The organism is Mangrovimonas sp. sgz306409, from assembly GCF_059735265.1.
The window spans coordinates 215569-238343 of sequence record NZ_JCAPEU010000005.1 but is presented as its reverse complement, the minus strand read 5'-3'; the positions used below and the strand labels follow the sequence as shown (position 1 = coordinate 238343).

Sequence of the window (22775 nt, the reverse complement as noted above, 5' to 3'; positions counted from 1 at the left end):
TCCGTTTTTGGATTATCGAACTTCTACAGTGGTTTCTGCCATTTTGGGAGCACCCAAAACAGTACTCCTCTTCATAGGGCTTGAACCTCCAATATAGATTTTAAAGGTCCCCGGTTCTATAAGGCGTTCCCCTTTGTCGTTTACCATTTCAAAGGCTTTGGGTTCTAGTTCAAAAGTTATTGTTTTGCTTTCTCCTGCCTTAAAATGACTTCTCTTTACCCCTTGTAACTGAAAATTGGGTACTTCAAAGCTCGCTTCCATATCGGCCAAATATAATTGTACGACTTCATCGGAATCTACCTTACCTGAATTAGTAACCTCAACCGACACAGTTACGGTATCATTGGAAGTAATGATTTTTGAAGACAACTTTGGACTGCCATAAGTAAATGAAGTATAGGACAACCCAAAACCGAAGGGATACAAAGGTTCTTTTTCCATGTATTTATAGGTGCGCCCTTTCATGGTATAATCTTCATAGGCAGGCAGCTGTTCGTACGATTTCGGGAAAGTAATTGGTAAACGTCCCGAAGGCGACACCTTTCCGAAGATAATATCCGTAATGGCATTGCCGCCTTCTTCCCCCGGATACCATACAAACAACACCGCATCCGACAAAGCTTCTACTTCAGCCAAGTCAATGGGACTACCGCCGGTAACCACCGTGATGATAGGGCGCTCTCCTGCTTCCTTTCGTAATTTTCTCAAAAACTCCAATTGGTTTTCCGGCAAACCATATTCAAAACGGTCGCCAAGAGTGGCTGAAGCTATAGACTCTCCTTCCTCTCCTTCCAAAAGTCCTGAAATCCCTAAAACCGCAATGGTAGCATCACTTTTCCCAGCATTTGGAGTAGTCCAATCTTGTGGATTGGAATTGGGCCGATCCAACATAATTCCCATTCTGTACTGCAACTGGCTGGCATGATCCACTGCTCCCGCAATGCCTTCCAAAACGGTGACCAATTTTGGATTCACACCAAAGTAATTCCCTAATAAAATATCAGAATTGGCAGCATTGGGCCCCGTTACAAAATAACGCGCCAAGTCATTCTTTAAGGGCAAAGCGCCATTGTTCTTCAGCATGACAATCCCCTTTTGGGCCACTTCCCTCGCCAAAGCACGATGCTCATCACTATCCACAACATCTATTGGAATATCATCATAATGATGACTCCCTAGCGGATCAAAAAGCCCCAATTTAAATCGAGTTTTCAACAAAGTAGCCAATTCCCTGTCTACTTCAGCTTCCGTTAAAAGCCCTTGTTTTACTGCTTCAGGAATACCTTCCAAATAGGTACTGCCACAATTTAAACTCACTCTATTTTTTACTGCCAAAGCTGAAGCTTGAGCAGCTGTTTCCACAGTGCCATGACCTCCTTTATCAGATGGTGTGTAAAAATCAACGATGGCCCAACAATCACTCAACACATGCCCCTTAAATCCCCATTTGTTTAAAAGCACATCCGAGATCAAGTAGGTATTGGCACAGCAAGGAGCTCCATTGGTACTGTTATAGGCACACATCACAGATTCCACATCGGCCTGTACCAAGGCCTCAAAAGCAGGCAAATAAGTTTCCCACAAATCCTTTGGATTGGCTTCTGCATCAAACTCATGACGCAACTTTTCCGGTCCACTATGTACAGCATAATGTTTGGCACATGCAGCCGTTTTTAAATAATTGGGATCTTCTCCTTGAAGTCCCTTTACAAAAGCAGTCCCTAAACGAGACGTCAAATAAGGATCTTCTCCATAGGTCTCCTGCCCCCTGCCCCATCTAGGGTCTCTGAAAATATTGATATTGGGCGTCCAAAAGGTCAATCCGCTGTAACGCTTATAATACCCTTTAGCTTTAGCTGCGTTATGCATGGCTCTGGCTTCATCGGAAATGGCCGAGGAAACCCTTAAGGCCAGTTCCTCATCAAAGGTTGCTCCCAACCCGATAGCCTGCGGAAATACTGTGGCTACTCCAGAACGTCCCACGCCATGCAATGCCTCATTCCACCAACTGTATGGCGGTATGCCCAATCGTTCGATGGCATTGGTGTTGTGCATCATTTGGTCGGCCTTCTCTTCCAATGTCAATCTCGAAATCAAATCCTGTACCCGCTCTTCCAAAGATAAAGACGGATTATAAAACGGAAAATCAAATTCTTGGTGGGATTCTGCTAAAGCAATATCTTCTGAAGAATTTGAGGAGTCTTTTGAACTTGCATTCTTTTGGCACGCAACAACTAGTAAGAGAACCATTGCAAAACCTAATAAAGTAGAAAGGGATTTCTGCCTATGAAATGAAAACCACATAATATTATGAAATTGATAATAAAATCAAATATCATTTAAAAAAACAATAAATGCAAACGATTGCATTTATTGTTTTGACAATAGAATTATTTTTGTTTATTTTACACTTAATTCCATTTTTAAAGGTTTTAGGGTCTTAAAAATGGGGTGTAAAATAATTCTTGTTCCTATGCCTAGATGCTTAAAATGGCTTTTCTCTTTTAGTCTCATTTTGCTCTTCCAAAGTGCGACCTACGCAACCGATGGCTATAAACTGTGGTTGGACTATAAGACGATTTCAGATAGCGCGCTTTTAAAAGAATACCAATCATTACTTGGAGGGATTCAATTTTACGGAAACTCTGAAACCATGGAGAAAGCCAGCAGGGAAATCCAACAGGGAATTTCTGGCTTATTGGGAATGGATTCCGAAAAACTAAATGGAAAATATAGGCTTGTTATTGGCTCCTATAGCAACTTACCAAAAGACATAGCCCATCAGCTTTCAAAAGAGTTGGAATACCTCAACAAAGAAGGCTATGTGATAAAATCAATTTCCAATTCCATCGTAATAACGGCAAAAACCGATATAGGCGTTTTATATGGAACCTTTAACTTTTTAAAAAGGCTCCAAACCCATCAATCAGTTGAAAACCTAAATATAACTGACAGTCCTAAAATAGACATCCGGATTTTAAACCATTGGGATAATTTGGACCGAACTGTTGAACGTGGTTATGCTGGGTTTTCACTTTGGAACTGGCACCAATTGCCAGAATATAAAGATCCTCGATACGAAGATTACGCAAGGGCCAATGCCTCTATAGGTATCAATGGCACAGTGCTCACCAATGTCAATTCCAATGCCTTGGTGCTTACACCTACATATCTGGAAAAAGTGAAAGCCTTGGCGGATATTTTCCGTCCATACGGCCTAAAGGTATATTTGACGGCGAGATTCTCTGCCCCCATTGAAATAGGAGGACTTAAAACTGCTGATCCTCTCGATGCAAATGTCAAAACTTGGTGGAAAAATAAGGTAGAAGAAATTTACACCTATATCCCCGATTTTGGAGGCTTCTTAGTGAAAGCCAATTCCGAAGGACAACCAGGTCCTCAAAACTATGGTCGGAACCATGTGGATGGTGCAAACATGATGGCAGAAGCTTTAGCGCCTTTCAATGGTGTTGTGATGTGGCGTGCCTTTGTGTATTCGGAACACGATGCTACCGACAGGGCCAAACAAGCTTATAATGAGTTTGTACCCCATGATGGGCAATTCAAGGAAAATGTTATCATTCAGGTGAAAAATGGCCCTATCGACTTTCAGCCTAGGGAGCCCTTCCACCCCATGTTTGGTGCCATGCCCAATACCAATCTGATGATTGAATTTCAAATCACCCAAGAATATATGGGTGGCGCTACCCATCTAGTCTATCAACCCAAATTATTTGAAGAGGTCTTTGAAGCAGACACCTACCGAAAAGGAAAGGGGTCTACCGTTGCAAAAGTGATTGATGGCAGCCTGCACAACAAAAAAATTACCGGGGTTGCCGGAGTTTCCAATATTGGAACCGACCGTAACTGGACCGGTCACCATTTTCTACAGGCCAATTGGTATGGTTTTGGCCGCTTGGCATGGGATCCGTATTTAAATTCTGAAGACATTGCCAAGGAATGGGTAAAAATGACCTTTTCGAACAAAGAACCATTCGTAGAAAAGGTATCAAACATGATGATAGAATCACGCAAAGCTGTGGTAGATTATATGACGCCTTTAGGCCTTCATCATATCATGGCTACCGGTCATCACTATGGACCCGGACCATGGGTAAGCGACCTCTCCAGACCTGAATGGAACCCCGTTTATTACCATAAGGCGGACAGCAATGGTGTTGGTTTTGACCGCACACCTACTGGAAGCAATGCTACAGCACAGTATGCACCTGAGGTGGCGGCCATGTTCAATAATTTAGAAACCTGCCCCGAAGAGGATTTGCTATGGTTCCACCATGTACCATGGACCTACAAACTAAAAAACGGTCATACCCTTTGGGATGGTTTAGCCCTTAAATACCAGGAAGGCGTCAACGAAGTAGCGCAAATGCAAACCACTTGGAACCTATTCGAAAACGAGGTTGACACACAACGCTTCAACGAAGTAAAAATGCTATTGAACATACAATACAAGGAAGCCAGATGGTGGCGGGATGCCTGCCTGTTGTATTTTCAACAATTTTCAAAAATGGAGTTTCCAAAAGGAGTTGAAGCTCCAACACACACATTACAATATTATCAAAATTTACAATTTCCATATGCCCCGGGCATACGGCCACAATGGTAACGTTTAAACGTTTAAATGACAAGAAGAACACATGAGTAAAATAGCAATTGTAACAGGAGGAAATTCAGGTTTGGGTTATGCCACCGCAAAAAAACTATGCGACAACGGGATTGTTACCTACATCATAGGACGCTCGGAAGACAAAACCAACAATGCCTGTAAGGAAATAGGACCCAATGCCGTACCAGTCATCTTTGACTTGAATAATTTGGAGGGTATTCCAGACATGATTCAGGATATAGCGGGTGATGAAAATATAGACATTTTGGTCAATAATGCAGGAATCAACCTCAAAAAACCTTTTGAAGACGTCTCGGATGAAGAATTTGCAAACATCATTCACACCAATGTATTGAGTGCATTTGCCGTGAGCAGAGAGGTGGTTAAAATTATGAAACAGCACCAAGGCGGAAGCATTATCAATATCAGCTCCATGGCATCTCAATATGGGATTCCAAAAGTAATTGCCTATACGGCCAGTAAAGGAGCCATAGAAGCCATGACCAGATCCATGGCTGTGGATTTGGCCCAATATGGCATTCGGGTTAACTGTATTGCCCCTGGTTTTATTAAAACCAAAATGTCAGCCAAAGCTTTTGACGATGATCCAGAACGCAAAAACAAGGTATTGGGTAGAACACCTATGGGAATTTTGGGAGAACCTTCCAACATTGCGGATGCCGTGTACTTTTTAGCCTTAAATGAAGCCAGCTTTGTTACAGGAACAGTACTTCCTGTAGATGGTGGTAACAGTATTGGATTTTAATTGGAAAGGCCATGATACAAATGCAACAAACAATGCGATGGTTTGGACCTAATGATACCATTAGCCTTAAGGATCTTAAGGAATGTGGCATCACAGGGATTGTAAGTGCTCTGCACCATATTCCAGTGGGGGACGTTTGGGAAATTGAGGACATCCAAAAACACCAACAAATCATTGCGAACGCAGGACTGGAATGGACCGTCATAGAGAGTCTTCCCGTACACGAGGACATCAAACGTCGTGCGGGCAACTATCAAACCTATATTGAAAACTATAAAGAAAGTCTTAAAAATATTGCACAGTGCGGCATTAAAGTTATCACCTACAATTTCATGCCAATTTTAGATTGGGTGAGAACACATCACAGCTTTACAAATCCCGATGGCACAAAAGCTTTATTGTACAATCCCAAAGCTTTCATCTATTTTGATGTGTTTCTATTGAAACGCCCTGGAGCAAAAGACGACTATACCGAAGTACAAAAAGCCGATGCCTTAGCCTACGGGGAACAGCTTTCACAAGAAGACAAAGCAACCTTGTTCAGAAACGTGCTTTTGGGGCTTCCAGGAAGCAAAAAGAATTTTACAGCAGAAGAAATCCTGTCCCTTCTGGATAATTACAAAGGGATTGATGACGATGCATTACGAAATAACCTCATCCATTTCCTTAAAGAAGTAGCTCCCGTGGCTGAGTCCTTGGATTTGAAACTAGCCATCCATCCAGACGACCCGCCATTTTCAGTTTTGGGATTGCCAAGGGTGATGTGTACTTCCAAAGATGTGCAAGCCATTTTTGAGGCGGTGCCTCTTAAAGCGAATGGTCTTTGTTATTGCACGGGGTCCTTTGGAGCCCATCCAGACAACGATTTGCTTCAAATGATAGACGATTTTGGAGATCGCATCCATTTCTTGCATTTGCGCAATGTTACCAGGGAAAAAGAAGGTATCTTTAGGGAATCCGAACACCTTTACGGAAACAATCCAATTGCACAAATTATGGAACGTCTCATAATTCTAATGCAAGAACGACAAACCAGTCTCCCCATGCGGCCAGACCATGGCTTTTTACATTCTATTGAAGAAGGAAAAGAACAATACCCCGGCTATTCATTAGTAGGCAGGTTAAAAGGATTAGCAGAATTGCGTGGCTTGGAACTTGGTATCATCCATAAAATGTTTAATACTTAAAATATAACAGAAGTGCGTTACTGTTACAAAAAAGCACAATGGGAATATGCCGAACCACCATTTAAATTTTGAAGTAGGCAAAACTTAAAAAAAAATATAGATGAAGAAGATTTTCAAACTCCTTATCTGTGTGCTCATCGTTTCCTGTAGTAGCGATGATGGTGGGAACAGTCCTATTGTAGGCGGTCCTTCCACCCCCAACCCAAACCCTAGTACTCCGGACTATTTAAAAGACCAGGTAAATTTTCCAATAGGAAATACAGTATCAGCGGCCGAACTTGCTTCTAGTTCAGCAACCAATACCGCCTTTAAGGAGGTATTGCTTAACGATTATAACAGCATCACGGCAGGCAATGACATGAAGATGTACAATATGTATATGGGTCCCAACAGCTACGATTGGAGTGATGGAGACGCTATTGTAGCCTATGCGAAAGAAAACGATTTACGGGTTCATGGTCATACCTTGCTTTGGCATCCAGAATATGCCATCCCCAATTGGTTGGAAAATTTCTCTGGAACCGATGCCGAATTTGAAACTCTTGTAAAAGATTACATTCAGGCCGCCGTAGCCCATTTTGCCGATGCTTTGGATGATGATGGCAATCCTATCGTACAAAGTTGGGATGTGGTAAACGAAGGTTACGATGGCGGTGCTTTACGCTCCACCCTATTTCAACAGCGTATTGGAGATGATTATATAGCCAAAGCCTTCCAATGGGCTAGAGAAGCCGACCCTGATGTAAAATTGTTTTACAACGATTATAACATTGCTGGAACTCCTGCCAAAAGAGCAGCCATCCTGAACATGGTGAGCGAATTCCAAAACAACGGCACTCCTATTGATGGTATTGGGATGCAAATGCACCTCAACCACGATTGGCCTACCAGCGACCTGCCATTGGCTATTCAGGAAATTGCCAACACTGGGCTTTTAGTTCATGTTTCGGAATTGGATGTTAAAGTGAATTATGCCGATGACCTTACAGAATTAACAGCGGAAAGAGCAGCTCTTCAATCTGATCAATACCAACGCGTGTCCTATTACTATAAGACTATAGTTCCTACCAACCAGCAATTTGGAATCACGGTTTGGGGCGTAAGGGATGTTGACAGTTGGTTGTACGACAATGGTACCGAATGGCCCTTGATGTATGATGCCGACTTTGAGCCAAAACCAGCCTATGACGGTTTTAAAGATGGTTTAAACGGAACGAACGTTCCGTAAAAAAAACTTAGTATTAAAAAAGCCTGCAAGTATTGCAGGCTTTTTTATTTTTGGCTTATTAACTTTTTCAAAACAGAACTATTGCTGTCCCTGGTTGGCTTTAATATTTTTTACCACATCCAACATCGTATCCGTCCAAATAACATCTTCATGAGCCTTTAAATAACGGACAAGGGCTTCGTGGTCCCCTAAAGAAACATTCAAGGAATGGCCTCCTCCCACACCATGAAACAAAAACACCAAAAGGCCTTTGTTTTTCATCGCCTTTTCCACTTCGGCAATCAACTCTTCTCCTGATTCGCCATTCACCCCAAAACACTTGATAGCATAGGGGTCGATGGCATCTATCGTTTCAATGCCTTTATACACAGTTCTAGCACCCGCCAAATCTCCTTTCAACAAATCCATAAACGTTCTATCTCCTATGGCCATATCTCCACAAGCAAAGGCAAAGGTGCGCTCGGCTTTGTGGTCTAGAACACCTAAAAAGGCATTGGTCAATCTAATTTCCTCCACCATTTTCTCAATACTGTAGGTACTTAAATCATAGTTGGGATCAACCCATTCCCTTCCGGGAAGATTTCCTAAACAGGGGTGATAAAGTGTATGGTTGCCCAATTCGTGTCCATTGGAGGCTAAGGTTTGCCATTCCTTTGTTCGTGATGTAAAACCGCTTGCTGCTGCCGAAATGTAAAAGGTCGCTTTCATGCCTAATTCATCCAATAGTGGTGCTACATTGTCCAAGTGCACATCCAAGGCATCATCATAAGTCAGCACCACGGCGCACTGCTTTCCTTGCCAAGCTACTTTGTACAACGTTTCAGGATCATAGTTTCTGAAAGGCGATGCCGGCAATCCTTCTTTGTTGTATAAATTAGCTTCCACAGGGTTGTTGGCCCATGCGTATCTTACATATTGAGGATCGGCAATATTGGGATGGCTCAACACCACGGTATTATTTTCAATAGAGGCATTAGCTTTTACGAAATGAAGATTGGCTCCTGCTATTTCAAAACCTTTCAATGCATCCCCACGGCAAACCAAGCCTTCTCCCGCATTGTTGAAATTGACATACAAAGCACCATTCCTTTCAATAGCTGATATAAACAAAGGTCCCGATGCCACCAAGTTTTGTTCCCCATAAGCCAAAGAACGTGCCTGCAAAGCCAAACGTTTTCCTATAACCTCCTTATTCAATGGGTGGATATCATTCCATTCTCCTGCGTCAATAGTGACCGCCATTCCTGTATTGGGAAGCGACAAAGCCTTCCATTGGGCTTCACGTAATTGCGCCCACTGACTCTCCTTTTCTGTATTGTATGGCTGCATATAATTAGGCAACTGCACATACAAAAAAGGGAAATCTCCTTGCCCCCATTGAGCTCTCCAATCGGAAATGAGAGCAGGAAATTGTTTTGAGTACAACTGAGGATCGTAGGTATTGGATTCTCCTTGGTAAAACAACACACCCTTTATTTTGAATTGGGTTAAAGGCGCAATCATTTTGTTGTAAAGCCCTACGGGTTTCCATCTAATAAAAGTTGGAGAGGCTAAAGGCTCCATGTTAGTCCCTAAACGGTACTTCCAAGTCCCTTTTAAGTCAATGGTATCCTTACCAACAGCTAGGTAATAGGGTTTATCATAGAAGAAACCACCTCTTCCCGACTGGTTCACAACTCTAACGGCAATGACATTTTTACCCTCTTTCAAAATATCAGGAGCCACCTCATAGCGTCTCGGCGGGTATTGATAACTGATACTGCCCACCTGTTTCCCATTGATATAGGTAAAATCTTGGTCCACCACGCGCCCCATCATAAGTTTTGCTGGCTTTCCAGCCATGGACTTGGGCACATCGATAGTTTTTCTGAACCAAACTGCTCCATTCACAAAGCCCAACGATTGGTCTGCCCAAAATCCAGGAACCATCATTTGGTTCCAATGGGAATCATCATATTGCGGATCACTCCATTGCGGTAACTGATTAACACCCAAATCATTTGAGTTTAATTCTTTGTACCAATCTTCCGCTCTTTTATTGTCGGCTGTTGTAATAGCCTCAATAAGACTGTCATTTTTAAACTTTTGAGCAACTTGGTAATCCTCTGGAAACTCCTTAAGGGCCATTTCACTCAAAAAACAGGACACCCTAGCCCCTCCATGGGCGGCATTAACCAAACCAATAGGCACCTGATAAGTAGCATACAATTCTTTGGCAAAAAAGTAGGCCACTGCAGAAAACTTATAAATGGTTTCGGGATTGGCTTCCAACCATTGCATAGGAGCCTTAAAATCTGTTTGGGGTTGATGGAAATCATAAGCATCAACCACCTCGATTTGGCGGATAAAAGGATTCTTTGAAGCCGCAATTTCCTTTGGGTATTTTTCCTTGACCCGTTCCATGGAAATTTCCATATTGGATTGCCCTGAACAAATCCATACATCTCCGAAAAGGATATTATTTACCTCAATTGAGTTCTTCCCCCTAAAAGTCATTTGGTAAGGACCTCCTGCTTTTTGAGGCGGTATTAAGAATTCCCATTCCCCCGAAGCATTGGTAACCGTCTCAAAATTTTGTTTGTTGAATTTTAAGCGAACGGTCTCTCCCGCTGAAGCCCAACCAAAAATCCTCAGTTCTGTATCCCTTTGTAATACCACACCATCACTTAAAAGCTTGGGAAGTCGAATTTGAGCCAAAAGATTTGAAGTACCAACAATAAGTACTACAATGACCAAGAGTCTCTTCAAAATTGATTTGGAGTACATATAAAGCTATTTTATTTTACAATTTAAATGTAGCTATAAAAAAACCGTCAGGCTTCTAGACCTGACGATTTTCCAACTAATTCAAAACTAATTCTAATTTAACTCTGTTTCTATTTTTTTAATCGCAGGCATCGTATGGAACCACCGACACATCATCTACAAAAAAGGTTTGTGTACTGGCGCCCATATCGAACAGCAATCTATATTCTCCTGAAGGTACTGCAGCCGCATTCACTACGAACGAATAATAAGTCCAGTCTTCTGGAATACTTAAATCATCCGAATAAAAGAAATCCGATCCATTACCATCCCATTGCGACATAGAAATTCTGAAGACACCATCAGGTCCTGCGGCTTTCGCCCAGAAACTAATTTTATAGTCATTTCCTTCCTCCATATCCATTGGGTCTGATGCCATTTGCACATCCCAAGGGTTGCCTCCAGCGCCCGTAGCTGTCATGGAAGCCGATCCCGAATGGGATTCTGTTGTGGAAACCTCATGGGCGCCATTTAGGGTATTCCAATTGGTTAGCCCATCTTCAAAACCGCCATTGGCAGCCAAACTACTTCCTACAATTTCATATTCTTTAACTGTTACGGCATCCACAAAGAAGGTTTGCGAAGTAGCTCCCATATCGAACAATAATCGATATACTCCTGAAGGAACTGAAGCAGCTTCTAACACAAAGGAGAAATACTTCCAATCTTCCGGAATTGCTAAATCGTCAGAATAGAAGAAATCCGATCCGTTACCATCCCATTGAGACATAGAAATTCTAAATATGCCATCAGGTCCCGCCGCTTTGGCCCAGAAACCAATTTCATATTGTGTTCCCACAACCAAGTCTATCGGGTCGGAAGCAATTTGAGTGTCCCAAGGGTTTGCGCCTGCACCTATAGCTGTTAAAGATTGATCACCGCAATAGGCTTCAGAAGTAGAGATATCATGGGCACCATTCAAGCTTTCCCAACCAGTCAAACCATCTTCAAAACTTCCGTTAGACAATAATTCTGGTGGCCCAGCGACAGCTGAAAATGCTCCAGGTACCAAAGCAATATGATCAATACCAAAAGGTACGCTTCCCATTCCCATATCCAACACCACTTTGTGGGTTGGTAAATCATTGGTCACCGTAAAAGTCCATGTATATGGCAACCAATCGGCATTGGAAATTTCAACGGTGTCTCCATAAAAATAGTCTGCTCCGTTACCATCATACTGAGAAACCGACACACGCATTTGCGCTCCAGCTGATTCAGCCTTAGCAAATAGGATAACGGTGTATTGCTCTCCAAAGTTAAGCGGTGTTGGCGTACTGGCAAACTGGCGGTCCCAAGGGTTACCTCCAGCAGGTGCCACTCTAATAGAGCGACCGCCGCCATAAGCATCATCTCCGGTAAGCTCGGTCATGGTTTCTCCACCGTTAAGTTTTTCCCATCCGGTAAACTCATCCCCTGAACCTTCGCTTAAAGTACTATTCACTAGGAAATTTTGTCTTGCCACAAAAGCTGTTGAAGCCGTTGCTTCTCCAAAATCATTACTAACAGTAAGATCCAAAAATGCATTGTCATCTACCCCTGCAGGCACGGTCACCACCAATTCAGTATCGGTATTGGAAACTATTGTGGCTGGCACATCATCTATTGTTACTACCGGGTTATATCCCGCATTAAAACTAGTACCAGTTATGGTAACATTGCTGCCTACTGCCACAAAAGCATCAAAGTTTTGTATGATAGGTACCGGAGTTAATAAGACTTCAATATTAAAGTGAACTCTATAATCATTAACCATGGCCAAAGTCACCACATTGTTGCCTACTTGGGCATTTTCTGGAACGACAAAGGTTAAAGTACCATCCTCGTTGAGGAAAAATTCCGTGTGTTTATCTCCAACAAAAACAAACTGTACATAATCGAAATTTGAACCTTGAATGGTTACACTTTCAAGAGGATATACAGATGTTGGATTTACCGCTGTTACCGAAACCTCAGTAAAATCGTCATCATTGTTACAATTCACAAGTGTCAAGGCCAACACTATTGTGAATGCACTAAAAAGAAATTTTAAAAATTTATTCATAACTTATTCTTTACTTGTTAGTAACCAGGGTTTTGAGTAGCACCTGTTTGATCTATAAAACTTTGAGGAATAGGCCAACGCTCATGTTTTCCAGCAGTTATATTTCCAGCTGCATTTGGATTGTACATATTGGTTCTTTCAATTAATAGGCCATTTCTTTTTAAGAAATACCAGCGATGACCTTCATGGCCCAGTTCGCGAGCGTGCTCTTCAATAATATCTTCAAAAGTGATGTTGGAAAAATTCCCAGAAGTATTCCCATAAGCACGTTCTCTTAACACATTAAGATATTGCATGGCCTGTCCGGTATTTCCTAACTGAAAATGAGCCTCGGCCGCATCAAGATAAGCATGGGCCAATCTGAAAATAATAATATTTCTCCAACCTTCAGCTAAAGCAGTTGTTCTATTATATTGCCCATTTTCCCAAGTTTTAGTGGACGTTGGTTCAATATATCTTACATTGGTTGAGGCTGCGTGCTCTTCTAAAACTACATCTCCTATTTCTACACCATCTGGTAAGTTTTCAGGGTCATCAAAAGTCCAAAACAACTTATGCCAAGCTTGTACCCGACCGTCGGCTTCATCCATAACATCACCATCACCATCGGTGTCAAATAAAGACCAATAGTATTCTGAAGGCGATAACCTTGACCATGGTCTTCCACCACTTTCCATAGTTCTGGCTACACCTGGGATTCTGTCGTACAGTGGTACAAACATTTGTGATGTCCATTGCACAGTAGATGAGGACTCTTGAAAAGCAATTGAAAAAATTAACTCGCTGTTATTTTCTTCACCACCTTTGCCACCATCCAATCCAAAAATATTATCCAATGGCTGTAATACATAAGACCCATCGTTAATCACGGCCTCTGCTGCTGCAACGGCTTTAGTATAATCACCAATATCTAAACTGGCTTCTGCCAACATCATATTAGCCAAACCTTTAGATATAGAAATTGCCTGATCATCACCCTCACTTCTGGTTTTCAATAAAGGTATGGCAGCTTCTAGGTCTGAAATAATTAAATCGTATACTTCCTCTTTAGAATTTTGCTCTGTTGTAAACACAGGTCCTGTTTCTTCCAAATCGGCTACTTCCACTATTGGGATATTTTCAAACCTTCTCACCAATTCAAGATACAAATAGGCTCTCATGGTATACGCTTGGCCTAATGCATCCTTGATTTCTGGATCCAAATCTTCAATAGGGCCTGAAGCCTCTATACCACTAATTGCAATATTGGCAGGAGTGACGCCTGAGTAATAATAATTCCACATGGCATCAAGAGGCCCACTGGCAGCAGAGAAATTACCGTCATAGGTATTCATTCCCAACAATCCATCTGCTGGTTCATCAGTTAAATTGGTCCCACTCCGCACGATATCCGTACCGCAGGGCTTAAATACTGAAATTCCAGCGCCCCCATCAGCAAAAATACTTCTGGCGTAAATCAAACCACTGGCAATTAAAGCTTTATTGCCATTTACCGTATTCGCCGCATCCTCAGCGGATAAAGTATGGCGTAAGTCTTGATCTAAAAAATCATCTTGGCACCCTGTAAAAAAGAGTGTAACTGCAAAAAGCGCAATTGAAATTTTATAAAACTTTCTCATTGTCTTCTTTTTTAAAAGGTTAATTTAATTCCCATCACCCAAGTTTTAGAAATAGGATACTGATCTGTATTTGTTATCTCTGGAGAATAGGCATTTGTATAATCTGTCCAATATTTTAAATTGTTACCACTAACGGATAAGGTCAAACCATTTAGAAAAGTTCTATCCAGCATTTCACTTGGTAAACTATAGGACAAGGAGACATTTCTTAAAGATACAAAACTGGCATCTTCAAGAAAAATAGAATTGTAGAAAGTTCCTCCTGGAGTCATCGCACTACCTTCACCTACTCTTGGATAATCGTTGGTTGGATTGTCTGGCGTCCAATAATTGATATTTATTCTATTCTGTCTGGCAGAATTATAACTATTGTAGATAGAATTGATTCTCTTTACGCCTTCTACAAATTCAAATAGAACCGAAAGCTCCAAACCTTTATATCGGAACACATTGTTGATACCACCATACCAATCTGGTGTTGGATTGCCCAAAAAGGTTCTGTCTTCAAAATCTACATTGCCATCGCCATTGGTATCTCTAATTTTAGGATCTCCTGGTTGTGGAACTGCTCCCAAATTAGTAACATCAGGGGTTTCACCTATTTGCCAAACTCCTAAATATTCAAATCCATAAATTTCCTGGAAATCTTGACCAATAAACCAACCATTATCTATATCATCCAATGGTTCTCCATCTTCTCCAAGTTCATTCAATCTTATAATTTTACTTTTCGAAGTAGCCCAATTAACCCCCATGTTCCATGAAAAATCTTCGGTTCTAATGATATCACCTCTTAAGCCAACTTCAACTCCCGAATTCTCAGTCTCACCAATATTTGAGGGGTAGAATTCATATCCATTGTTAAGCGCCGCTGGGATGCGCTGATAAAGCAATACATCTGTTGTTTTGGTGTTATAAACTTCAACAGAACCATTAACCCTACTATTGAAAAAGCCAAAATCTACCCCAACATTGAACTGTTTACTAGTTTCCCACTTAATATCTGGATTTCCAGCAACATTTCCAGGGATTAAGCCCGTTTCAGCATCTGCCGGCGGAATTAACACTGCATTGGTATTGGCTTGATACGAAAATGAAGGAATATTATCGTTACCCAATTCTCCATAACTCAAGCGTACTTTAAAATTGCTAAAGGTATCTCCTCCAAACCACCAAGCTTCATTGTGCGCATTCCATGCAAAAGCTGCCGATGGAAAGTAGCCTACTCTATTGTCTCCAATAAATTTATTGGACACATCTCTACGTAAAGTTAAAGTAGCACTATAGCGGCCATCGTAATTATAACCAAGTCTTCCGGCTAGATAGGATTTAGCCCAATCACTAGTGTTTACCCCTGTACTTTGAAGCTCCTGAGGTGCCGTTCCAAGGCCCCAATATCCCAACTCATCAGCTGCTGTTCTAGTAGCTTGGGAATTAACCTCTGTCCATTCAGATTTTTGCATTCCGTATATCAACGCTACATCGAACCCGTGCTTACCAAAATCCTTTTTATAGGAAAGAATATTATCAATCAAATAAGTAACTTGTTGACGCTCTCTTATTTGAGCTAAATTGTCTGCACCATCTGTAAAATTAGTTGATTGGAATCTTCCTAAAAACTCTCTTCTGTCTTCAGCAAAAGTATTCAAGGTGTAATCCAAGCCTTCGGCTATATCAATATTCACATAAGGATTCACATAAGACCTTGTAATATTAACATCCAGCTCACTTTCGTTAAACTTGTGCAATGGGTTTACTGCAAACAGGTCAGTTGTTGCAAACTTGCTGTAATTACCATCTTCATCATATAAATTACCATACGGACTGGACTCAACCAATGCAGACAGGGCTGGCACTCCTCCATTTCCAAAACCAACAATGGCTGTTCTTTGGTCGGCAAAACTTTTAGATAGTTGAACTCTAGCTCCAATTTTCAACCAATCTGTTGCTTGTAGGTCTCCATTGAAGCGTACAGAAAACCGCTTATAATCTGAAGCCACCAATGGCCCAGATTCTCTAAAGAAATCCCCATTTAAATAAAAAGTTGTCTTCTCGGTTCCTCCGGAAACCGTCAACCCTACATTGTTTTGAACTCCTGTTCTAGCAACCTCATCCATCCAATCTACTTGATTTCCTTCAATATAGTTAGCATATTCAATAGGATCTAATCCCAAAGTATTTGGAAAATACTGCGCTCCTGAACTACTGTTCTGATTGACATCTATCCTAAATTTCACGAATTCGTCTCCAGTCATGATATCAGGCCTTTGAGCCAAACTAACAAAACCGGATGAACTGTTAACTGTGATTTGAGTTTTTCCCTTTTTCCCACTTTTGGTTGTGATCAAAACGACCCCATTAGCTCCACTGGAACCATAAATAGAAGCGGAAGCGGCATCTTTTAAGATATTTATACTTTCGATATCGTCTGGGTTAAACTCGGCCATATTACCACCAACCAACGGAACACCGTCCACAACAATGATAGGCTGGTTCACAGTATCAAGATTTGTCCCCCCGTTTGTAGAAGCCCCCAAAGAATTGTTACCTCTAATCTTAAGTACCGGCGGCGAACCTGGTTGCCCAGTATTTCTGCTAATCTGTACCCCTGCAACCTGTCCTCTTAAAGACTCTACCACATTGACTACAGGAGCTTTGGCTACCTCCTCCATTTCAACTGTTGAAATGGCTCCGGTTACATTGGCACGTTCCATTGTACCATATCCAACTACCACCACTTCATCCAACTGAGCAAGATCTTCTTGCAGGGTGATATTGATGACACTTCTTCCTGCAACGGCTACTTCTTGGGTAAGATACCCCACATAGCTAAAAACTAAGGTGGCATTGGAGTCTACCCCATCCAAGGTATAATTCCCATCAAAATCGGTAGCGGTTCCTGTAGTAGTTCCCTTTACTATTATGCTAACCCCCAAAAGAGGGCCAGTAGCATCGGCAACCTTTCCTGAAACACTAACCGTTTGTGCTTGCACCGCCAAGGCAAAGGCCATGAGCAGTAACGTTAAAAAACCCTTTTGGGGTTTATTCCTGTAATTACTTTTGAATTGATCGGTCATTTTGTCAAAATATTAATTTAAGGTCTGTTAATTTAAGGTTATGGTATTTTTAACCTAGTATAATTTTGATATCGATAAATATACGTAATTATTTCTTTTACTCAATCGGTTGCGTTATTTTTTTGTTAATTTTTCACAACAACTCAATGCATATCAATAATTCAAAGGGAAATAAATTACGATATTCGTATAAAAATGAGTATTTTTACATATGTTAACAATTGGTAATTTCTAATATTTTCTGCGAGCAAACAGCTATCGTGTCATCTTTTTTAAAGCATTCCATCATGAAAAAACTACTCCCTTTTTTAGCCATTTGTATACTTATAGCATCCTGCAACAACTCAAAATCTTCCAACACAACGGAAGCCATGGAACCCCTTAACAAGGATAAAATAATGAACAAAAAATCCTTGGAAGGGGCTTGGGAACTGGTGAGTTTTTACAATTATGAAGACAATAACATAGTAGACTCCTTCCAAACCAGTGAAGGTTACAGGCAAGTAAAAATGTACACGAAATCTAAGGTGATGTGGTGTAAAAATGTACCGTCAGATTCCTCGGAATGGTTTGGCTACGGCAGTTACGAAATCCATGGAGATACCCTAACGGAAGTGTTGGATTATGGTTCTAAAATCATGACCAAAATCATCGATTTGAAAACAAAATTCAATAACGAATTGCAATTGGGCCCCAACTCCTTTACACAAATCGAGATTGACGATGAGGGCAATAGAATCTATTCCGAAAATTACAGACGCATAGAATAACCCTTAGCATATATACCATACTTTTAATGAGCCACGTAAGTTTGCGTTTACCGCTTTGTACCAAGCAAACACCTCATTTTTTTCAAATCACTATCTTTAAGGGGTATTTTTGAAATATGAATTTCAGCCCTTTTAAAAACAGGTACCTCCTCATCAATCTATTGATTGGTATTGGTTTGGTGAGCATCCCTTTTTTAACCTCCCCCGACCTTGGTTCGGGTTTGGAATTACTTAAGGTAAAACCATTTCAGCGCAGCCTTTTAAGCTATATGCTATTGCTCTTGGTGTTTTATGGCAATTACTATTTTATTGTACCAGAATTTTATATCAAAAAGCGCTGGTTTTGGTTTTTGGGGCTCTCTCTCTTGGGGTATCTCTTGGTATTTAATTTACCGCAAATCCTGATTCCAGAACACTTCCCAAATAACATGGAAAGACCCAAAATGCCCGCAATGCCGCCAGAACCGAGAAATCGGTTGCTGCCTTTCGGCATTTTTTCAAGAGACAGCTATTTCTTCCACTACATCGTCGTGTTTTTACTGTCCCTATTTTTAAGATTAGAAGAACATCTGCATAGTGTGCAAAACGAAAAATTGGCCACTGAAGTCTCCTATTTAAAAGCTCAGATCAATCCGCATTTTCTGTTTAACACCCTTAATAGTCTGTATGCCCTAACCCTTACAAAATCTGATGAAGCACCAAAAGCAGTCATCAAACTATCCAACCTAATGCGCTATGTTGTGACGGAAAGCGACCAAAAAATGGTGGATCTCAAAAAGGAAATTGCCTATATAGAGAATTTTATCGCACTTCAAAAATTGCGTATTTCAGAGGACATAAAGGTGACTGCCAATTTTTCGGGGGACTTTTCCAACAAAAAAATAGCGCCTTTGCTTTTGATCAATTTTATTGAAAATGCCTTTAAATACGGGCCTTCGGCAGAAAACGACTCAGAGATTCTCATAGACCTATCCGTAAACGAAGAGAATTCCTTATTTTTGAGAGTAGAGAATACATTCTCCAAAAAATATCAAGATGAGCAAACCTCTACCATGCAAGGATTGAAAAACACAAAGCGTCGCCTAAACATTCTCTACCCCAATGCGCATAAACTCACAACTACAGTAGCATCAGGAAGGTTTAAAGTGGCTTTACAACTAAACGTATCATGATCACGGCAGTTGCCATAGACGACGAACCCTTGGCGCTTAAAGTCATAGAGACCTTTTGCAGTGCGGTACCGGGCATTCAACTGGAAAAAACCTTTTCCAATCTTGCAAACGCCAAAAAATACATCAATAAATTTCCGGTAGATGTCATTTTTTTGGACATAGAAATGCCCAATATCAATGGGATCGATTTTTATGCCTCCCTCACCAAACCGGTAAAGGTCATTTTTACCACAGCCTATGATGAATATGCCGTAGAAGGTTTCAACCTAAACGCTACAGACTATTTATTAAAACCCTTTTCTTTGGAACGCTTCACCGAAGCAGTATCGCGGGTCCAAAAAAGCTTGGAATTGGAGCAGGCACACGAAAATGCCAACCCCTTGCTATCGATAAGGGCCGACTACAAACTTCACCGCATCCCAATTCAGGACATCCTTTATTTGGAAGCCATGGACGACTATGTAAAAATTTACATCCAAGACCAAAAAAGTCTGGTTACCAGATCCACCATGAAAGGCATCTTGGAAAAACTCCCGAAAGCACAGTTTGCCAGAATCCACAAATCCTATATTGTGCCTTTGCACAATGTTAAAAGTATCGCTTCCCAAGAAGTAGACCTAGGCTATGCCAAACTGCCCATTGGTAACAGTTACAAACAAAATTTGGAGCCGCTCAGCTAAACACACTTTTGGTTAATTAACCGCAAATTTTCTCCCTTTCCTCTCAATTTGTTCATTTCTCATTAAGCTTTTTATAATTTGGTTGAAGAATTAAAACATACAGCTTATGAAACGAAAAGATTTTTTAAAGAACGGACTTTTGGGAGTTGGAACCATCGTAGCCATTCCAACAGTTCTAACAGGCTGTTCCAGTGATGATGATTCAGGATCAGGTAAGGCAACGGGAGACAATTCGGGAAATAACTCTGGCAGTACTACTGGGGACTGTGTACTATCCCCAAGTGAGACCAAAGGTCCCTTCCCTATCAAAACACCCTCACAATTGGTTAGGGAAAACATTATAGGAGATCGCTCTGGTTTGGCTTTCCTCATGACTCTTACCATACAAGATAAAGACAACGATTGTGCTCCATTGGAAGGAGTATTGGTGGATATATGGCATTGCGATGCGGATGGCAATTATTCTGAATATGGCGGCGTACAAATGCAGACGGCCGACTATACTGACAATCACTTTTTAAGAGGGCGTCAAACTACCGATAGTAATGGCCAAGCCTCCTTTATCAGTATTTTTCCTGGATGGTACATGGGCAGGGCACCTCACATCCATGTGGAAATTCTAGATGCCAATGGCAACTCAAAAAGAGTCACCCAAATTGCCTTTCCTAAAGATATATGCGACACCGTTTACGCCACGTCAGGCTACCACGGTACTGCAGACACCTCCAACGAAACCGATAATGTGTTCTCGGATAGTTTGGAGGATAATATGGCCGACACCCTTACCGGAAACACTACCGACGGGTATACTTTGACCAAAATAATCACCGTATAGCCCTTAGGGTGTCGACATATAAACACTAGAAAATTCCATTGTTTTGATCTTTAGAGTTGTTAGCCGAAAAGAGGTGTTCAATATTGGACACCTCTTTTCATATCTCTACTTTCCTATTTTAAAGTTTTAACTGAACTTCAACAACTTAAGTTTTAGAATAAAAAGTTTGCAAACAATTTCCCTAAAATCAAAAAATCCCGCACAAAACACTAATTATCAACACTTTGTGGTAAAAGTTTGACTTATTTCGTTTACACTAGTTATTGATTACCAGCCCCTCTACAATTCTCCTCCTACTTCACAACTATTAATCAATAACCTTTTAATTAATCTCAAAAATCATGAAACAAAAACTTCACCCACTAAAGTTATTTTTATTGTTGATGCTGATGCCTTTATGCTCTTTCAGTCAGGAAAAACCAAACATTTTGGTTATCTGTGGAGACGATATTGGTACCTGGAACATTAGTCACAACAACCGCGGCATGATGGGCTACAAAACCCCAAACATCGACCGGATTGCCAAAGAAGGCCTTGCCTTTACCGATTATTATGCGCAACAAAGTTGTACCGCCGGTCGGGCCGCCTTTATTGGCGGTAACGTACCCGTAAGAACCGGGATGACCAAAGTAGGGCTGCCAGGTGCTGCCCAAGGCTGGCAAAAAACCGATGTCACCATGGCCACCGTTCTAAAAAGTCAGGGCTATGCCACCGGGCAATTTGGAAAAAACCACCAAGGCGATCTGGACGAACACCTCCCAACCATGCATGGCTTTGATGAATTTTTAGGAAACTTGTACCACCTCAATGCCGAAGAAGAGCCCGAAAATTTTGATTATCCAAGAGAGATGAAAATGAAGGACGGCAAAACCTTTCTGGAAAAATATGGTCCACGAGGAGTGCTTCATTGTTGGGCCGATGGCAAAGGAGGACAACGCATAGAAGACACCGGACCATTAACCAAAAAACGTATGGAAACCATTGATGACGAAACTATAGCGGCAGCTAAAGACTTTATCAGAAAAGCAGTGAAAGATGGCAAACGTTTTTTTGTATGGTGGAATGGTACCCGTATGCATTTCCGTACCCATGTTAGAGAAGAGCACCGCCATCCCGGTAATGATGAATATACCGACGGTATGATAGAACACGACGGCAACGTTGGAGAGCTCTTGGATTTATTGGATGAATTGGGCATTACTGATAATACGGTAGTGATGTATTCTACAGATAACGGTCCTCACTACAACACTTGGCCAGATGCCGGGACCACGCCTTTTAGAGGCGAGAAAAACTCCAACTGAGAAGGTGCTTACCGCGTACCTGCCTTTATTAAATGGCCAGGACATTTCCCTGCTGATAAAACTTTAAACGGCATTGTTGCCCATGAAGATTGGCTACCAACCTTTGCAGCCATAGCTGGGGCGTCAGACATTAAGGACAAACTTAAAAAAGGAGTCTCCTTAAATGGCCGAAGCTATAAAAATTATATCGATGGCTATAACATGGTTGATTATCTCTCCGGTAAAACAGAAGAGTCTCCACGCCACGAATTTTGGTACGTAAATGACGATGGGCAAATTGTAGCTGCCAGATACGATGATTGGAAAATTGTATTCCTTGAAAATCGTGGTGAAAAATTTGGCGTATGGATGGAACCTTGGGTAGAACTTCGCGTACCCTTAATTGAAAACCTAAGACGTGACCCCTTTGAAAAAGCCGAACACAACTCCAACACCTATTACGACTGGCTATTGGACCGCGCCTATGTATTGGTGCCCATACAAGGCTTGGCGGCCAATTTCCTAATGACTATGAAGGATTATCCTCCTAGTCAAACACCAGGTTCCTTTAATTTGAGTGCCATTGAAGAAAAACTAAAATCAACCATAGGCGGTAATTAAAAACCGGTAAATCCAACTAAAATCCAGTTACATGCAAGAATAGTGTGCAACTGGATTTTTT

The 22775-nt window shown here is 41.3% G+C and carries 15 protein-coding genes; 10 read left to right on the top strand and 5 right to left on the bottom strand.

The annotated features are described in order from the left end of the window. Positions 1–12 precede the first annotated feature (12 nt). Positions 13–2250, bottom strand: coding sequence for a glycoside hydrolase family 3 C-terminal domain-containing protein (locus tag AC6I5C_RS10670; RefSeq protein WP_497905148.1), 2238 nt, complete (start codon positions 2248–2250; stop codon positions 13–15). A gap of 223 nt (positions 2251–2473) precedes the next feature. On the opposite strand from AC6I5C_RS10670, the gene AC6I5C_RS10665 reads away from it, so the two are divergent. The 4 genes from AC6I5C_RS10665 (at position 2474) to AC6I5C_RS10650 (ending at position 7808) form a co-directional block, all read left to right on the top strand. Further along, positions 2474–4627, top strand: coding sequence for an alpha-glucuronidase family glycosyl hydrolase (locus tag AC6I5C_RS10665; protein WP_497905147.1), 2154 nt, complete (start codon positions 2474–2476; stop codon positions 4625–4627). Between the two features lie 31 nt (positions 4628–4658). Next, positions 4659–5393: an SDR family NAD(P)-dependent oxidoreductase gene (locus AC6I5C_RS10660; RefSeq protein ID WP_497905146.1), complete on the top strand. Its 735-nt coding sequence runs from the start codon at positions 4659–4661 to the stop codon at positions 5391–5393. Between the two features lie 20 nt (positions 5394–5413). Next, positions 5414–6580: a mannonate dehydratase gene (gene uxuA, locus AC6I5C_RS10655; protein ID WP_497905207.1), complete on the top strand. Its 1167-nt coding sequence runs from the start codon at positions 5414–5416 to the stop codon at positions 6578–6580. A 100-nt stretch (positions 6581–6680) separates the two neighbouring features. Then, entirely contained in the window at positions 6681–7808 is a 1128-nt protein-coding gene (locus AC6I5C_RS10650) for an endo-1,4-beta-xylanase (RefSeq protein WP_497905145.1), read from the top strand. 78 nt (positions 7809–7886) lie between these two features. Here AC6I5C_RS10650 and AC6I5C_RS10645 read toward each other — a convergent pair whose 3' ends face one another. From AC6I5C_RS10645 to AC6I5C_RS10630, 4 genes are all read right to left on the bottom strand, one after another. Further along, the gene (locus tag AC6I5C_RS10645; RefSeq protein ID WP_497905144.1) at positions 7887–10574 is read right to left on the bottom strand and encodes a sialate O-acetylesterase; all 2688 of its coding nucleotides are present in this window, start codon (positions 10572–10574) and stop codon (positions 7887–7889) included. 118 nt (positions 10575–10692) lie between these two features. Next, on the bottom strand, positions 10693–12657 hold the full coding sequence (locus tag AC6I5C_RS10640; RefSeq protein WP_497905143.1) for a carbohydrate binding domain-containing protein: 1965 nt from the start codon (positions 12655–12657) through the stop codon (positions 10693–10695). Positions 12658–12674: 17 nt separating this feature from the next. Beyond that, positions 12675–14276, bottom strand: a complete 1602-nt coding sequence (locus AC6I5C_RS10635) for a RagB/SusD family nutrient uptake outer membrane protein (RefSeq protein ID WP_053975463.1) — start codon at positions 14274–14276, stop codon at positions 12675–12677. Between the two features lie 11 nt (positions 14277–14287). Continuing rightward, the gene (locus tag AC6I5C_RS10630; RefSeq protein ID WP_053975464.1) at positions 14288–17353 is read right to left on the bottom strand and encodes a SusC/RagA family TonB-linked outer membrane protein; all 3066 of its coding nucleotides are present in this window, start codon (positions 17351–17353) and stop codon (positions 14288–14290) included. Positions 17354–17640: 287 nt separating this feature from the next. Here AC6I5C_RS10630 and AC6I5C_RS10625 point away from each other — a divergent pair, with 287 nt between their 5' ends. The 6 genes from AC6I5C_RS10625 to AC6I5C_RS10600 all read left to right on the top strand — a co-directional run bounded on the left by AC6I5C_RS10625 (position 17641) and on the right by AC6I5C_RS10600 (position 22714). Continuing rightward, positions 17641–18123: a hypothetical protein gene (locus tag AC6I5C_RS10625; protein WP_497905142.1), complete on the top strand. Its 483-nt coding sequence runs from the start codon at positions 17641–17643 to the stop codon at positions 18121–18123. Positions 18124–18239: 116 nt separating this feature from the next. Continuing rightward, the gene (locus AC6I5C_RS10620; protein ID WP_497905141.1) at positions 18240–19295 is read left to right on the top strand and encodes a sensor histidine kinase; all 1056 of its coding nucleotides are present in this window, start codon (positions 18240–18242) and stop codon (positions 19293–19295) included. Next, positions 19292–19975, top strand: coding sequence for a LytR/AlgR family response regulator transcription factor (locus AC6I5C_RS10615; protein WP_497905140.1), 684 nt, complete (start codon positions 19292–19294; stop codon positions 19973–19975). The genes AC6I5C_RS10620 and AC6I5C_RS10615 overlap by 4 nt, the downstream gene beginning before the upstream one ends. Before the next feature lie 106 nt (positions 19976–20081). After that, positions 20082–20810 carry a dioxygenase family protein gene (locus tag AC6I5C_RS10610; RefSeq protein WP_497905139.1) on the top strand — a complete coding sequence of 243 codons (729 nt, stop codon included), beginning with the start codon at positions 20082–20084 and terminating at the stop codon, positions 20808–20810. A gap of 341 nt (positions 20811–21151) precedes the next feature. Further along, positions 21152–22114, top strand: coding sequence for a sulfatase-like hydrolase/transferase (locus tag AC6I5C_RS10605; protein ID WP_497905138.1), 963 nt, complete (start codon positions 21152–21154; stop codon positions 22112–22114). 201 nt (positions 22115–22315) lie between these two features. Then, on the top strand, positions 22316–22714 hold the full coding sequence (locus AC6I5C_RS10600; protein ID WP_497905137.1) for a hypothetical protein: 399 nt from the start codon (positions 22316–22318) through the stop codon (positions 22712–22714). Positions 22715–22775 lie beyond the last annotated feature (61 nt).

What these genes read in the sequence shown, in the direction of transcription:
- AC6I5C_RS10670 (WP_497905148.1), bottom strand. Translation starts at nt 2,250, where the DNA reads ATGGTTCTCTTACTAGTTGTTGCGTGCCAAAAGAATGCAAGTTCAAAA.
- AC6I5C_RS10665 (WP_497905147.1), top strand. Translation starts at nt 2,474, where the DNA reads ATGCCTAGATGCTTAAAATGGCTTTTCTCTTTTAGTCTCATTTTGCTC.
- AC6I5C_RS10660 (WP_497905146.1), top strand. Translation starts at nt 4,659, where the DNA reads ATGAGTAAAATAGCAATTGTAACAGGAGGAAATTCAGGTTTGGGTTAT.
- uxuA (WP_497905207.1), top strand. Translation starts at nt 5,414, where the DNA reads ATGCAACAAACAATGCGATGGTTTGGACCTAATGATACCATTAGCCTT.
- AC6I5C_RS10650 (WP_497905145.1), top strand. Translation starts at nt 6,681, where the DNA reads ATGAAGAAGATTTTCAAACTCCTTATCTGTGTGCTCATCGTTTCCTGT.
- AC6I5C_RS10645 (WP_497905144.1), bottom strand. Translation starts at nt 10,574, where the DNA reads ATGTACTCCAAATCAATTTTGAAGAGACTCTTGGTCATTGTAGTACTT.
- AC6I5C_RS10640 (WP_497905143.1), bottom strand. Translation starts at nt 12,657, where the DNA reads ATGAATAAATTTTTAAAATTTCTTTTTAGTGCATTCACAATAGTGTTG.
- AC6I5C_RS10635 (WP_053975463.1), bottom strand. Translation starts at nt 14,276, where the DNA reads ATGAGAAAGTTTTATAAAATTTCAATTGCGCTTTTTGCAGTTACACTC.
- AC6I5C_RS10630 (WP_053975464.1), bottom strand. Translation starts at nt 17,353, where the DNA reads ATGACCGATCAATTCAAAAGTAATTACAGGAATAAACCCCAAAAGGGT.
- AC6I5C_RS10625 (WP_497905142.1), top strand. Translation starts at nt 17,641, where the DNA reads ATGAAAAAACTACTCCCTTTTTTAGCCATTTGTATACTTATAGCATCC.
- AC6I5C_RS10620 (WP_497905141.1), top strand. Translation starts at nt 18,240, where the DNA reads ATGAATTTCAGCCCTTTTAAAAACAGGTACCTCCTCATCAATCTATTG.
- AC6I5C_RS10615 (WP_497905140.1), top strand. Translation starts at nt 19,292, where the DNA reads ATGATCACGGCAGTTGCCATAGACGACGAACCCTTGGCGCTTAAAGTC.
- AC6I5C_RS10610 (WP_497905139.1), top strand. Translation starts at nt 20,082, where the DNA reads ATGAAACGAAAAGATTTTTTAAAGAACGGACTTTTGGGAGTTGGAACC.
- AC6I5C_RS10605 (WP_497905138.1), top strand. Translation starts at nt 21,152, where the DNA reads ATGAAACAAAAACTTCACCCACTAAAGTTATTTTTATTGTTGATGCTG.
- AC6I5C_RS10600 (WP_497905137.1), top strand. Translation starts at nt 22,316, where the DNA reads ATGGTTGATTATCTCTCCGGTAAAACAGAAGAGTCTCCACGCCACGAA.